General features: G+C 72.0%; 14 protein-coding genes. 11 read left to right on the forward strand and 3 right to left on the reverse strand.

Annotated elements, in window-relative coordinates; translation table 11 throughout:
- Position 1: 1 nt before the first annotated feature.
- Complete coding sequence (locus tag IEZ27_RS27570; RefSeq protein ID WP_189649893.1) at positions 2 to 898, reverse strand: TauD/TfdA dioxygenase family protein; 897 nt, start codon at positions 896 to 898, stop codon at positions 2 to 4.
- 121 nt (positions 899 to 1,019) lie between these two features.
- Between IEZ27_RS27570 and IEZ27_RS27575 the strand changes: the two genes are divergently transcribed.
- The 8 genes from IEZ27_RS27575 to IEZ27_RS27610 all read left to right on the forward strand — a co-directional run bounded on the left by IEZ27_RS27575 (position 1,020) and on the right by IEZ27_RS27610 (position 7,997).
- Positions 1,020 to 2,120 (forward strand): LLM class flavin-dependent oxidoreductase, encoded by a 1,101-nt coding sequence (locus tag IEZ27_RS27575; RefSeq protein ID WP_189649894.1) that lies wholly within the window; start codon positions 1,020 to 1,022, stop codon positions 2,118 to 2,120.
- Entirely contained in the window at positions 2,107 to 2,979 is an 873-nt protein-coding gene (locus IEZ27_RS27580; protein WP_189649895.1) for an amino acid ABC transporter permease, read from the forward strand. The genes IEZ27_RS27575 and IEZ27_RS27580 overlap by 14 nt, the downstream gene beginning before the upstream one ends.
- Positions 2,976 to 3,731 (forward strand): amino acid ABC transporter ATP-binding protein, encoded by a 756-nt coding sequence (locus IEZ27_RS27585; protein WP_379478571.1) that lies wholly within the window; start codon positions 2,976 to 2,978, stop codon positions 3,729 to 3,731. Before IEZ27_RS27580 ends, IEZ27_RS27585 begins: the two co-directional genes overlap by 4 nt.
- Positions 3,732 to 3,745: 14 nt before the next feature.
- Entirely contained in the window at positions 3,746 to 4,708 is a 963-nt protein-coding gene (locus tag IEZ27_RS27590) for an ABC transporter substrate-binding protein (protein ID WP_189649896.1), read from the forward strand.
- Between the two features lie 121 nt (positions 4,709 to 4,829).
- Complete coding sequence (locus IEZ27_RS27595) at positions 4,830 to 5,894, forward strand: ABC transporter substrate-binding protein (RefSeq protein WP_189649897.1); 1,065 nt, start codon at positions 4,830 to 4,832, stop codon at positions 5,892 to 5,894.
- A 12-nt stretch (positions 5,895 to 5,906) separates the two neighbouring features.
- Positions 5,907 to 6,713: an ABC transporter ATP-binding protein gene (locus tag IEZ27_RS27600; RefSeq protein ID WP_125632100.1), complete on the forward strand. Its 807-nt coding sequence runs from the start codon at positions 5,907 to 5,909 to the stop codon at positions 6,711 to 6,713.
- Positions 6,710 to 7,573, forward strand: coding sequence for an ABC transporter permease (locus IEZ27_RS27605; protein WP_125632098.1), 864 nt, complete (start codon positions 6,710 to 6,712; stop codon positions 7,571 to 7,573). The genes IEZ27_RS27600 and IEZ27_RS27605 overlap by 4 nt, the downstream gene beginning before the upstream one ends.
- A gap of 13 nt (positions 7,574 to 7,586) precedes the next feature.
- Positions 7,587 to 7,997, forward strand: coding sequence for an RrF2 family transcriptional regulator (locus IEZ27_RS27610; RefSeq protein WP_125632096.1), 411 nt, complete (start codon positions 7,587 to 7,589; stop codon positions 7,995 to 7,997).
- On the opposite strand, the gene IEZ27_RS27615 is transcribed toward IEZ27_RS27610, so the two are convergent.
- Entirely contained in the window at positions 7,994 to 8,641 is a 648-nt protein-coding gene (locus IEZ27_RS27615) for a response regulator (protein ID WP_189649898.1), read from the reverse strand. The genes IEZ27_RS27610 and IEZ27_RS27615 overlap by 4 nt on opposite strands.
- On the reverse strand, positions 8,638 to 9,783 hold the full coding sequence (locus IEZ27_RS27620) for a sensor histidine kinase (protein WP_229824390.1): 1,146 nt from the start codon (positions 9,781 to 9,783) through the stop codon (positions 8,638 to 8,640). The genes IEZ27_RS27615 and IEZ27_RS27620 overlap by 4 nt, the downstream gene beginning before the upstream one ends.
- Before the next feature lie 119 nt (positions 9,784 to 9,902).
- Here IEZ27_RS27620 and IEZ27_RS27625 point away from each other — a divergent pair, with 119 nt between their 5' ends.
- From IEZ27_RS27625 to IEZ27_RS27635, 3 genes are all read left to right on the forward strand, one after another.
- Positions 9,903 to 10,919, forward strand: a complete 1,017-nt coding sequence (locus IEZ27_RS27625; protein ID WP_189649899.1) for a DUF418 domain-containing protein — start codon at positions 9,903 to 9,905, stop codon at positions 10,917 to 10,919.
- 79 nt (positions 10,920 to 10,998) lie between these two features.
- Complete coding sequence (locus IEZ27_RS27630) at positions 10,999 to 11,508, forward strand: SigE family RNA polymerase sigma factor (protein WP_189649900.1); 510 nt, start codon at positions 10,999 to 11,001, stop codon at positions 11,506 to 11,508.
- Positions 11,505 to 12,632: a hypothetical protein gene (locus IEZ27_RS27635; protein ID WP_189649901.1), complete on the forward strand. Its 1,128-nt coding sequence runs from the start codon at positions 11,505 to 11,507 to the stop codon at positions 12,630 to 12,632. Before IEZ27_RS27630 ends, IEZ27_RS27635 begins: the two co-directional genes overlap by 4 nt.
- The last annotated feature ends 56 nt before the right edge of the window (positions 12,633 to 12,688 follow it).

A 12,688-nucleotide genomic window follows, 5' to 3' on the forward strand; every position in this document is an offset into this window, starting at 1 on the left:
GTCAGGCGGCGATCGGCGAGTAGGCGGCGGCGTCCCCGGACAGCACGGTGCTGGCACGGCCGTCCACGCCCACCGGGACGTCCCCGGCGATCGTGACGCGGTGCAGGCGGCGAGGACGGTCGCCGAAGTCGTGCACCACGCGGTGCTGGGTGGCCCGGTTGTCCCAGATCGCCACGTCACCGGGCGACCAGCGCCAGCGCACGGTGTTCTCCACCTCGGTGACGTGCTCCTGGACCAGCCGGATGACCGAGCCGGACGTGTGCGCGGACAGCCCGCTCAGGCGCTTGGCGAAGTCGCCGAGCAGGATCGAGCGTTCCCCGGTCTCCGGGTGCACGCGTACCACCGGGTGCTCGGTCTCGAACAGCGTGGAGGTGAACACCTCGGCGTGCTCGCGGGCCCGCTCGTCCACGGTGGCCGCGCGGACGTAGTCGTACTGGTTGGTGTGGACGGCGCGCAGCCGGTCGAGCAGGTCGCGCAGCTCGACGGGCAGATGTTCGTACGCGCTGACGGTGTTGGCCCACAACGTGTCGCCGCCGGCCTCCGGCACGATGACCGCCCGCAACACCGAGGCCAGCGGCGGCCGGTCCACGAAGGTCACGTCGGTGTGCCAGCGGTCGACCTTGTGGCCGTTGCTGTAGTCGAGGTCGAGGATGTGGGCGTTGCCGTGCAGCGCGGGGACGGTCGGGTGGGCGGCGGTCGGCTCGCCGATCAGCCGGGCGAAGCCCACCTGGCCCTGCTCGTCGAGGTGGTCCTGACCGCGCAGGAAGATCACTTTGTGGGTGAGGAGGGCCTGGCGGAGTTCGGCGACGACGTCGGGGTGCAGGTCGCCGCCGAGCCGCACGCCGGTGATCTCGGCGCCTATACGGCCTGCGACGGGGGTGATGGTCAGGGATGGCATGGTGTCCTTCCTTCCGTACGCCTCCACCGTAAATAAAAACCAACTAAATTGGTAGGGCTTGACGGAATACGATCACCGTGCTGGGGTGAAGGGCGTTCACGGACGCGAGAAAGGGCTCGACATGCCTGTGGAGTTTCTCGGTATCGGCGGCACCAACGACGGCTCGGAGACCACGCCCCGCTCGGGCCCGTCCTTCGACAAGCAGTACACGCTCAGGCTCGCACGGGCCCACCAGGAGTACGGCTGGGACCGGGTGTTGTTCGCCTACGGCTCCGGCGCGCCCGACCCCGCCCAGGTCGCCGCCTACGTCGCGAGCCGGGTCGAGGACCTGCGGATCCTGCTGGCCCACCGGCCGAACGTGTCCTACCCGACGTACGCGCTCAAGACCTTCGCCACCCTCGACCAGATCAGCGACGGCCGCCTGACCGTGCACTTCATCACCGGCGGCAACGACCACGAGCAGGGCAGGGAGGGCGACCGCCTGACCAAGGACGATCGGTACGCCCGGACGCGGGAGTACATCCGGATCGTCAAGCGCGGCTGGACCTCCAGGGAGCCGTTCGACCACGAGGGCGCCCACTACTCCTTCAGGGACTTCGTCTCCGACGTATTCCCGGTCCAGCAGCCGCGGCCACAGGTCTCGTTCGGGGGCTCCTCGCCGGCGGCGTACGCGGCGGGCGGGGCCGAGGCCGACGTCTACTGCCTGTGGGGCGAGCCGCTGGCCGAGACCGCGCAGCAGATCGAGGCGGTCAAGGAGGCGGCCCGCGCGGCCGGGCGTTCCGACGTGCCGCGCATCCAGGTGGCCTTCCGGCCGATCATCGCGCCCACCGAGGAACTGGCCTGGGAGAAGGCGTACCGGATCCTGGGCGACCTGCGGCAGGCCGGCGCGAACCCGCGGCGGCGTCCCGCGGGACCGCCGCAGAACGCCGGGTCGCAACGGCTTCTGGAGGTGGCCGCCAGGGGCGAGCGGCACGACCGCGCCCTGTGGACGCCCACCGCGGCGGCCACCGGCGGCGCGGGCAACTCGACGGCCCTCGTCGGCACCCCGGAGACCGTGGCGCAGGCCCTGCTCGACTACTACGACCTGGGTGTGGAGATCCTCTCGGCCCGCGGCTACGCCATCCTGGACGACGCCGTCGACTTCGGCCGCCACGTGATCCCGCTCGTCCGCGCGGAAGTGGCCAGGCGCGACGCCGCGCGTGCGGACCATGACGCTGCATGACACGGCCGAGGCCGTCCCGGCGGCCGGACGGCAGGAGCCCGCGCCGAAGGTCGTGACCGCCCGCCATCCGTCACGCCTGCTGGCCGCGCTCGGCGTGCTGGTGCTGCTGGCGATGGCGGCCAACGCCCTGGTCACCAACCCGGCGTGGGAGTGGGACGTCGTCGGGGCGTACCTGTTCGCGCCCTCGGTGGTGCGTTCGGTGCTGCTCACGCTGGAGCTGACCGCGCTCGGCATCGGGCTCGGGTTCGCGCTCGGCACGGTGCTCGCCCTCATGCGCCTGTCGCCCAACCGGCTGTTGTCGTCGGTGGCGTGGGGGTACGTGTGGTTGTTCCGGTCGGTGCCGCTGATCCTGCAACTGCTGTTCTGGTACAACCTGGCGCTGCTGTACCCGAGGTTGTCGTTCGGGGTGCCGTTCGGGCCCGCCTTCTTCGACGTCGGGACGATGGACCTGATCGGGCCGCTCACCGCCGCCGCGCTCGGGCTCTCGCTGCACCAGGCCGCCTACGCCGCCGAGATCGTCCGCGGCGGCCTGCTGTCGGTCGATCCCGGCCAGCGGCAGGCCGCGGCGGCACTGGGCATCCCGAGGGTCCGCAGACTGTTCCGGATCATCCTCCCGCAGGCCATGCGGACGATCGTGCCGAACGCCGGAAACGAGATCGTGGGCCTGGTCAAGGGCACTTCGGTGGTCTACATCATGGCCCTGCCCGAGCTGTTCTACCAGGTGCAGGTGATCTACAACCGCAACGGCAGGGTGATGGCGCTGCTGCTGGTCGCGACCATCTGGTACCTCGTCCTGACGACCACGCTCTCGATCGGGCAACACTTCCTGGAACGCCACTACGGCAGGGGCCGCTCATGATGGTCGAGCTGGCCGGCGTGCACAAGAGCTTCGGCGCGCTGCACGTGCTCAAGGGCATCGACCTGCGCGTACGTCAGGGCGAGGTGACGGTGGTGCTCGGCCCGTCCGGCTCGGGCAAGTCCACCCTGCTACGCGTGATCAATCACCTGGAAAAGATCGAACGCGGGACGGTCACGGTCGACGGCGAGCTGCTGGGCTACCGCCGGTCCGGCGACAGGCTGTACGAGCTGCCCGAACGCGACATCCTCCGCCAACGGGCCGGCATCGGCTTCGTCTTCCAGAACTTCAACCTCTTCCCCCACCTGACCGTCAGCCAGAACATCGCCGAGGCCCCGCTGTCGGCCCAGCGCCGCCCGCGCGCCGAGGTGGCCGAGCTGACCGCCCGCCTGCTCGACCGGGTCGGCCTGGCCGACAAGGCCGCGGCCTATCCGCGCACGCTCTCCGGCGGCCAGCAGCAGCGCGTCGCCATCGCAAGGGCGCTGGCCCTGGAGCCCAAGGTGGTGCTGTTCGACGAGCCCACCTCCGCGCTCGACCCCGAGCTCGTCGGCGAGGTCCTGGAGGTCATGAAGGACCTGGCCCGCAGCGGCACCACCATGATCGTCGTCACGCACGAGCTCGGCTTCGCGCGCGAGGTGGCCGACACCGTCGTGTTCATGGACGAGGGCCGCATCGTCGAGCGCGGCCCGGCCGCCCAGGTCCTGGACGCCCCGCGTCACGAACGCACCCGCGCCTTCATCGGCAAGGTCCTCTGACCCAAGGAACCGCCATGCGTCTCATCGCCGTGCCCGCACTCCTGCTGCTCCTGTCCGCCGCCGCCTGCGCGGGCGAGCCCGCGCTCGTCCCCGAGGCCGTCCCCGCCCCCGCCGGGCGCACCATCGACACCGGTCCCGACCAGAAGCGGGTGCGCACCGCCGAGGTCGCGGGCATCGCCGCCCGGGTGCCCGCCGAGATCGCGCGGGACGGCCTGCTCACCGTCGGCTTCAGCGGCGGCGACGGCACGCCGCCGCTGGTCTTCCCGGCCAGTGACGACACCACGCTGATCGGCGTGGAGACCGACCTCGCCCAGCTCGTGGCCGACGTGCTGGGCCTGGAGCTGTGGTCGGAGCGGTCGTCCTGGGAGAACCTGTTCCTCGGCGCCAGGTCCGGCAAGTACGAGCTCGTCCTCAACAACGTCACCGTCACCGAGGAGCGCAAGGACGTCTACGACTTCGCGACGTACCGCGTCGATCAGCTCGGCTGGCAGGTGCCCGGCTCCAGCCCGATCAGGAAGATCTCCGTACCGGCCGACATCGCCGGGCTGCGCGTCTCGGTCCGTTCGGGCACCAACCAGGAGAAGATCCTGCTCGACTGGGACGAGCAGAACAGGAAGGCCGGCCGCAGACCGGTCGAGATCCTCTACTACCAGAAGTACGGCGACGTGCTGCTCGCGCTGAAGTCGGGGCGCGTCCAGGCGTACTTCGGGCCCAATCCGACCATCGCCTACAACGTCGCGATCAGCGGGGACTCCAGGATCGTGGGCACCGCCTCGGGCGCCGGGCCGGGCCTCCAGGGGCTCATCGCGGCGATGACGAAGAAGGGCAACGGCCTGATCGGGCCGGTCGGCGAGGCGCTGAACACGGTGATCAGGAACGGCACGTACCAGCAGGTGCTCGACCGGTGGGGGCTGGGCAACGAGGCGGTGCCCGAGTCCAGGATCAACCCGCCGGGCCTGCCGCGCCAGAAGGGGTGAACGCCGGCGGGCGGCTGCCTTTCGTGGCGAGTCTGTGACCCTCGGTGGGCTTGACGGGCCTCCTCCCTTCCTCCTATAAACACTCTAAAGCCACTAAATAAGTGGGAAATAGGGAGAAGCAATGAACGCTCGCAGGGTTCGCGTAACGGTGGCCACCCTGGCCGCCCTGGCGCTCACGACCATGGCGGCCGCCTGTGGGGGCAGCGGCAGCCCTGCGGACACCGGCGCGAAGAGCGGAGGGGCCGACACGACGCAGGTGCGTCTCGGCTTCTTCCCCAACATCACCCACGCCACCGCCCTGGTCGGCGTGGAGAAGGGCATCTTCACCAAGTACCTCGGCACCGCGCCCAGGACCAGCACGTTCAACGCCGGTCCGGCCGCGATCGAGGCCGTGTTCTCCGGCGCCATCGACGCCACCTATGTCGGCCCCAACCCGGCCATCAACGCCTGGTCGAAGTCGAAGGGCCAGGCCATCAAGATCGTCGCGGGCGCGGCGTCCGGCGGCGTGTTCCTCGTGGTCAAGCCCGGGATCAACTCGGTGGAGGACCTCAAGGGCAAGAAGATCGCCACGCCGCAGCTCGGCAACACCCAGGACGTCGCCCTGCGCTACTGGCTGACGGAGAAGGGCATCAAGACCGACACCAAGGGCGGTGGCGAGGTCTCGATCGTGCCCCAGGAGAACTCCCAGACCATCCAGACCTTCGCCACCGGCGACATCGACGGCGCCTGGGTGCCCGAGCCGTTCGCCAGCCGCCTGATCAAGGAGAGCGGCGGCAAGGTGCTGGTGGACGAGCGTGACCTGTGGCCGAACAAGCAGTTCGTGATCACCCACCTCATCGTCCGCCAGGAGTGGGCCAAGGAGCACCCCGACCTGCTCAAGAAGCTGATCGAGGCGCACGTCGAGGCCAACGACGTCATCGCCAAGGACCCGGCCGGCGCCGCGCAGACCGCCAACGCCGCCCTGCAGAAGCTCACCGGCAAGGCTCTCAAGCCCGAGGTGCTCGACAGCGCGTTCAAGAACATCACCTTCACCAACGACCCGATCGCCTCGTCGCTGGTGGGCAGCGCCGAGCACGCGACGAAGGTCGGCCTCCTCGACCCGGTCGACCTGAACGGCATCTACGACCTCAAGGTCCTCAACGAGGTCCTCGCCGCCAAGGGCCAGCAGGCCATCTCCGACAAGTAGGAGGCGTACACGATGTCCGCTCCGCTCACGGAGCAGGCCACCGGCCGGATCGAGGGGCAGCGTCCCGCGATCCGGCTGGAGGCCGTCTCCAAGATCTACGGCCAGGGCCGGACGGCCCTGCTGGCCCTCGACCAGGTCTCGCTGTCGGTGGCCCCCGGCGAGTTCGTCTGCCTGCTCGGCGCCTCCGGCTGCGGCAAGAGCACGCTGCTCTCGCTGGTGGCCGGGCTCGACCGGGCCACGGCCGGCCACATCGACGCCGACGACAGCCGCGTCGCGCTCATGTTCCAGGAGCCCGCGCTGTTCCCCTGGCTGACCGTCTCGGCCAACGTCGAGATGGCGCTGCGCGCCAAGGGCGTGGGCAAGCAGGAACGCCGGGACCGGGCCGCCGAGTTCCTCGACATCGTCCACCTGGGCGGGTTCGGCAAGAAGCGGCCGCACGAGCTGTCCGGCGGCATGCGCCAGCGCGTCGCCCTGGCCAGGGCGCTCGCCCAGGACGCCGACGTGCTGCTGATGGACGAGCCGTTCGGCGCCCTGGACGCCATGACCCGCGACCTGCTGCACGACGAGCTCGAACGCATCTGGCGGGAACGTTCTCTGTCGGTGTTGTTCGTCACCCACAACGTGCGCGAGGCCGTACGGCTCGGCGACCGGGTCGTCCTGCTGTCCAGCCGGCCGGGGCGGGTGGTGGAGGACTTCCCCGTCGAGCTGCAGCGGCCCCGCCGTACCGACTCGGGCGAGGTGGCCGAGCTGGCGGGGGAGATCACCGGCCGCCTCCGCCAGGAGGTCCTGCGCCACGCCCGCCAGGAGGAGCCCGCATGACGACGACGGACACCCACGCCCAGCAGCTCGCCGGCCTCGACGCGCTGGAACTGGGCACCGGCCACCGCGCCGGTCTGGCCTCCCGGCTGTGGTCCGGCCTGTGGCCGATCGCCTCGGCGGTGGTCATCGTGCTGGCGATCTGGCAGGCCGTGGTGTGGGCCGGCTGGTGGCCCGAGTACGTCTTCGCCGGCCCGGTCACCACGCTCTCCGAGCTCGGGCACCGGCTCGGCGACCCCGAGTTCTACACGGCGCTGACGGTCACCATGCGCCGCGCGGTGACCGGGTTCGCGCTGGCCATCGCCGTCGGGCTGGTCGTCGGCGCGCTGGTCTCGCGGATCGGGCCGCTGCGCCGGGCCACGGGCTCGCTGATCACCGGGTTGCAGACGATGCCGTCCATCGCCTGGTTCCCGCTGGCCATCCTGCTGTTCGGGTTGTCCGAGAGCGCGATCCTGTTCGTGGTGGTGCTGGGCGCCGCGCCGTCCATCGCCAACGGCCTGATCGCCGGGGTGGACTACACGCCGCCGATCCTGCTGCGCGCCGGGCACATGCTCGGCTTCCGCCGGATCTCGCTCTACCGGCACGTCATCCTGCCGGCCTCGCTGCCGTCGTTCCTGGCCGGGCTCAAGCAGGGCTGGGCCTTCGCCTGGCGCTCCCTGATGGCCGGCGAGCTGCTGGTCATCATCGCCAACCAGGCCTCGCTGGGCGAGCAGCTCCACTACGCCCGCGAGCTGGCCGACTCACCCGGCCTGCTCGCCACCATGATCGTCATTCTGGTCATCGGCATCGTGGTGGACCGCGTCTTCGGCGTGGCCGACGGCGCGTTGCGCCGCCGCTGGGGCCTGCACCAGGTGAGCACCTGAGCAGTAGACGGTCATGCGGATCTCCGCCAGAACTCAGTACGCCCTGCGCGCCGCGGCCGAACTGGCCGCCGCGCCGCCGGGCCCCATGCCCGCCGAGAAGATCGCCACGGCCCAGGGCATCCCGCGCAAGTTCCTCGACAACATCCTGCTCCAGCTCCGCCGGGCCGGTCTGCTGCACAGCCAGCGCGGCCCCGACGGCGGCTACTGGCTGGCCAGGCCCGCCGGCGAGATCACCCTCGCCGACATCGTGGTGATCGTCGAAGGGGTCTCCGAGGGCGGCGACCACGGGGGATACCCCGGGGTCGCCAGCCCGCTCGCCGAGGTGTGGAGCGCGCTGCGCGACCACGAGGAGATGATGCTGGCCGACATCACCCTGGCCGACATCGCCGGGGCGAGCGTGCGGCTGGGCGACGAGTCCCGCTAGCCCGCCACCCGGTTCTCCCAGGCCCACGCGATGATCTCGACGCGGTTGCGCACGCCCAGCTTGTCCAGGACGGCGGAGATGTGGCCCTTGACCGTGCTCAGCGAGATGCACAGGTCCCCGGCGATCTCCCGGTTGGTACGCCCGGCCGCCACGGCCCGCACCACGTCGGTCTCCCGCTCCGACAGCGGACGCACCGCCCCCTCGGCCCGCGGCGCCCGCCCGGCCAGTCGGCCCAGCAGGCGCGGCGTGATCGACGGCGAGATCAGGGCGTCCCCGCCGCTCGCCGCCCGTACGGCCTCGGCGAGCAGGGCCGGGCCGGCGTCCTTCAGCACGAACCCGGCCGCGCCGCCGCGCAGCGCGTCGTAGACGTACTCGTCGAGGTCGAAGGTGGTGACCACGACCACGGGCAGCGGGTCGGGCACGCCGGGGCCGGCCAGGGCGCGGGTGACCGCGATGCCGTCCATGCCGGGCATCAGGATGTCCACGAGGCACACGTCGGGGCGTACGCGCCGGGCCAGCTCCACGGCCTCCTCGCCGTCCCGGGCCTCGGCGACCACGCGGATGTCGGGCTGGTCCTCCAGGATCAGCCGCAGGCCCCGGCGGACCATCGCCTGGTCGTCGGCCAGCAGCACGCCGATCGTCATCGGCGTGCTCCGAGGGGGAGCGCGGCCCGGACCGACCAGCCGCCCTCCGGGCGCGGGCCCGCGCGCAGGGTGCCGTCGAGGGCCTCGACGCGTTCGCGCATGCCGAGCAGGCCGTAGCCGCCGCGGTTCCGGGACGGCGGCGTGGGCGGGGCGTCGTCGGCGACCTCGACGACGACCGTGCCGCCCCCACCGGCGATCTCGACGGTGACCGAGCGGGCGCGGGGGGCGTGGCGGGCGACGTTCGTCAGCGACTCCTGGACGATCCGGTACACGGTGCTGGTCACCTCCGGCGGCCAGTCCTCCGCGTCGGCGGGGCCGCGCAGGGTCACGGGCGGGCCGTCGAAGCGGTCGATCAGGTCGGTGAGACGGCCGGGCGGCCCGGGTACGTCGTCGGCCGCCTCGCGGAGCAGGCCGACGACGCGGCGCAGCGCGGACAGGGCCCCGGTGCTGGCCTCCTCGATGTCCTCCAGCGACTCCTCCAGAAGGCCGGAACGCCTGCGGGCCAGCAGTCTGGCGGCCTGGGCCTGCAGCACGATGCCGGTCATGTGGTGCGCGGCCACGTCGTGCAGTTCCCTGGCCAGGCGGCGGCGCTCGTCGTGGCGTACCCGGTCGGCGGCCGCCCGGCGGCGTTCGGCCAGCAGCCTCAGGCCGCCGCCCACGGTCACGGCGGCCAGCCAGCCGCCCGCGTTGAGCACCACCACTGACCCGTTGTGCGCCATGGGCGCGCTCGCGGCGGCCACGAGGAGCCCACCGGCCGCGACGGCGCCGGCCGGCCGCGCGGGCAGCGTCCTGACGGCCGACCCGACCAGCACGGACAGGCCCAGCGCCATGCCCGGCCCCGGCTCGTTCGGCAGATCGGCGGCCGCGGCGACCACGACGGCCACCACCGCGATCCCCAGCCCGGCCGCGGCCGTCCACACCCGGCCGCGGCGGCGGGTCAGGGCCAGGGCGCACACCGCGGCTCCCGCCGCGATGTCGAACACCCAGTAGCCGCCGCCCCAGCTCGCGGCGATCAGGCGGGCCCAGAAGACCAGGACGACGACGGCCGCGACCCCGAGCGCCACCTCCGCCGTCACGGCCGCGCCGCCGTGCCCGGCCCGCCCGCCCGGCCAGGCGGACGCCGGCAGGTTCCCCACGTTCACGTCTCCAGGCTAGGGAGCCGGGCCCGTCCGCCACACCGGCCGAAAGTACGGTCGAGCCGGCCCGAACCCTGCTTTCGACCCTCCCCGCGCCCCGCGCCGCCACCGCAGGATGAGGCCCCATGCCCCAAGAAGACCCGCGGCACGCCCGCACCCTGCCCCCGCCCGCCGCCCCCGGCCGTCCGCGCATCATCGCGCTCGACGTCGTACGCGGGTTCGCCCTGTGCGGGATCCTGCTCGCCAACGTCCAGCCGATCTCCCACATCGGCACCACCGCCGTCACCGAGGCGCAGGCGACGATCGACGACGCCGCCCGATGGCTGGGCCTGCTGGTCGAGCAGCGCTTCTTCCCGATCTTCTCGCTGCTGTTCGGCGTCGGCTTCTCGTTGTTGCTCGACTCCGCGGGCCGGCGCGTACCCCGTCCGCGGGTGTTGCTCGTACGCAGGCTCCTCGTGCTGCTCGTCATGGGTCTGGCGCACATGTTCCTGTTGTGGCGCGGCGACATCCTGACGATCTACGCGCTCGTCGGACTGGTGGTGCTGCTGCCCTCGACCTGGCTGCCGCGCTGGGCCGTGGCCGGGCTCGCCGTCGTGCTGGTCGCCGCGGCGATGATCGTCTTCGGCGGCGGCACCATGATCGTTCCTGGCCTGTTCCTGCTGGGCTCGGCCCTGACCAGGTACGGCGTCATCGCCCGGATCGAGAGCTCCACCCTCGTCCCGGCCCTCCTCGCCCTGCTCTTCGGCGCGGGCACGGCCGCCACCCTCGTCCTTCAGGGCAGCGCGGAGGGCCTCCCGATGGCCGCGTCCGGCCTGGCCATGGCCGGCCTGTACGTGTGCACCCTGCTCGTCCTGCTCAGGACCCCGTTGCGCCCGGTGCTGCGCACCCTGTTCGCCCCGCTGGGCCGCATGGCGCTGACCAACTACCTGAGCGCCACGGCCCTGGTCCTGATCGTCGGCAAGGTGGTCGGCGGAAGGCCCGAGGGCTGGTCGCTGGCCACGATCGTGTCGATCGCCGCCGTCATCCTGGTCCTGCAATGGGTGTGGTCCACCCTCTGGCTGCGCCGGTACCGCTTCGGCCCGATGGAGTGGTTGTGGCGCTGGGCCACGTGGGGGAGCCGGCCCGCCCAGCGGGTCCCGTGAGGCCGTAGAAACCTGGGTGACTTCTGCAACCCTTTGCCCCGCCGTCCGCGTTGGGAACGGGCGAAGGGAGATCACTATTTTGGACGCTCATGACGGCTTCCGCGAGTTCGTCATCGCCCGGCAACAGGCGCTGATGCGGACCGCCTATCTGCTCGTGGGCGACCCCCACCAGGCCGAGGACCTGCTCCAGAGCGTGCTGGTCAAGATCGTGGCGCACTGGCCCAGGCTGGCGCGGGACGGCAACCCGGAGGCGTACACCCGCCGGGCGCTGGTCAACCAGTACATCTCGTGGCGGCGGCGCCCGAGCCGCGAGCTGCCGAGCGCCGACCCGCCCGAGCACGGGATCAGCTACGACGAGGCCGCGCTCGACCGGATCGTGCTCCGCCAGGCGCTGGGCAAGCTGACCCGCAAGCAGCGCGCGGTGATCGTCCTGCGTTTCTGGGAGGACCTCACCGAGGCCCAGACGGCAGACGTGCTCGGCTGCGCGGTCGGCACGGTGAAGAGCCAGACCCACCACGCGCTGGCACGCCTGCGCGAACTCGCTCCCGACCTGATGGACTCACGAGCCGCTCAGGAGATGGCCCGATGACCAGACTGCGTGACGCACTCGACGGCATCGCCGGGGAGGCCCCTCCGGCGAACCTGGCGGAGCTGGCCGAGCTGGCCGTGACCGGATACCGGCGCAGACGCCGGGCCACGGCGACGCTGGCGGCCGTCGCGACGGTCGCGGTGCTGACCGGGGTGACGGCGACCGTGCTGCTCGCGATGCCGCGGCGGATGGAGAGCGCCGCGGCGGGAAGCCCGGCCGCCGTGCCGACGCTGCCCACCGGCCAGGTGGGGGTGCTCAGCCACGCCTACAGGCCGGGCTGCCGGCCGCCCGAGAGAAAGGGCGGGCCGGCCGACTGCACGGCGGCGGAATGGCTGGTGGTCACGCGCGACGGCGTGACGTACCGGATGCCCCAGGCACTCGCGGAGACCAAGAGGTGGCAGGTGCCCGTCGCGATCAGCCGCGACGGGCGCATGCTCGCCTACTACAGCAGGGAGGCGGGGGCGCACGTCGTCCGCGACATGGTGACCGGCGCGGAGACGGTCTCCCCGGTCGCGGTGCCGGAGGAGCGGATCGGCCGCGGCTCCATGCTCGTGGTCTCCGACGACGGCCGCTACGTGGCCTTCGACCCGCGCGAGGGCACCAAGGACCCGGGCCTGCTGATCGACATGCGGACCGGCAAGACGGTGTCGGTGCCCGGCGTGTACGAACCGGTCAGCATCAAGGACGGCGTCGCCGAACTCGTCCGGTACGTCAAGACCGACCTGCTGCTGATGCCGGTCACCGGCGGCGGCCGGCCGGTGCGCTTCGACGGCGTCTTCATCATGTTCAGCGAGCTGGCCCCGGACGGCCGCACGGTGGCCGCCTTCGAGTTCCCGGACAAGGGGAAGGGCACGCCCGAATACATCACCCGCAGGCTCACCCTGCTCGACGCCCGGTCCGGCCGCACCCTGCGGAAGGTGGCCGTGAAGGGCCTGCCGAAGGGCGCCGGCATCCGCGGAACCACGATCTGGCAGAGCCCGTCGGAGGTCACGCTCCTCGTCCAGCGCGGGCAGGTCGTCCGCGCCTACGCGGTGGACGTCCGCACCGGCGGGACCCGGCTGGTGACCGAGTATTCCGGGGTTGGGAAGTCAAGCGAGGCCGTGCCCGGAGCCGCCGGGTTGTGAGACCCCCGGGAGCGCTGCCCGTACGGAGGCCGGGCGGCGCTCCGCCACGGGACGCG

Source organism: Nonomuraea spiralis, assembly GCF_014648435.1.
In the GTDB taxonomy this organism is placed as follows: Bacteria; Actinomycetota; Actinomycetes; order Streptosporangiales; family Streptosporangiaceae; genus Nonomuraea; species Nonomuraea spiralis.

Excerpts from the sequence above, each read along its gene's own strand:
- IEZ27_RS27575 (WP_189649894.1), top strand. The coding sequence starts at position 1,020 with ATGCCTGTGGAGTTTCTCGGTATCGGCGGCACCAACGACGGCTCGGAG.
- IEZ27_RS27580 (WP_189649895.1), top strand. The coding sequence starts at position 2,107 with ATGACGCTGCATGACACGGCCGAGGCCGTCCCGGCGGCCGGACGGCAG.
- IEZ27_RS27615 (WP_189649898.1), bottom strand. The coding sequence starts at position 8,641 with ATGACGATCGGCGTGCTGCTGGCCGACGACCAGGCGATGGTCCGCCGG.
- IEZ27_RS27570 (WP_189649893.1), bottom strand. The coding sequence starts at position 898 with ATGCCATCCCTGACCATCACCCCCGTCGCAGGCCGTATAGGCGCCGAG.
- IEZ27_RS27585 (WP_379478571.1), top strand. The coding sequence starts at position 2,976 with ATGATGGTCGAGCTGGCCGGCGTGCACAAGAGCTTCGGCGCGCTGCAC.
- IEZ27_RS27635 (WP_189649901.1), top strand. The coding sequence starts at position 11,505 with ATGACCAGACTGCGTGACGCACTCGACGGCATCGCCGGGGAGGCCCCT.
- IEZ27_RS27625 (WP_189649899.1), top strand. The coding sequence starts at position 9,903 with ATGCCCCAAGAAGACCCGCGGCACGCCCGCACCCTGCCCCCGCCCGCC.
- IEZ27_RS27605 (WP_125632098.1), top strand. The coding sequence starts at position 6,710 with ATGACGACGACGGACACCCACGCCCAGCAGCTCGCCGGCCTCGACGCG.
- IEZ27_RS27600 (WP_125632100.1), top strand. The coding sequence starts at position 5,907 with ATGTCCGCTCCGCTCACGGAGCAGGCCACCGGCCGGATCGAGGGGCAG.
- IEZ27_RS27595 (WP_189649897.1), top strand. The coding sequence starts at position 4,830 with ATGAACGCTCGCAGGGTTCGCGTAACGGTGGCCACCCTGGCCGCCCTG.
- IEZ27_RS27590 (WP_189649896.1), top strand. The coding sequence starts at position 3,746 with ATGCGTCTCATCGCCGTGCCCGCACTCCTGCTGCTCCTGTCCGCCGCC.
- IEZ27_RS27610 (WP_125632096.1), top strand. The coding sequence starts at position 7,587 with ATGCGGATCTCCGCCAGAACTCAGTACGCCCTGCGCGCCGCGGCCGAA.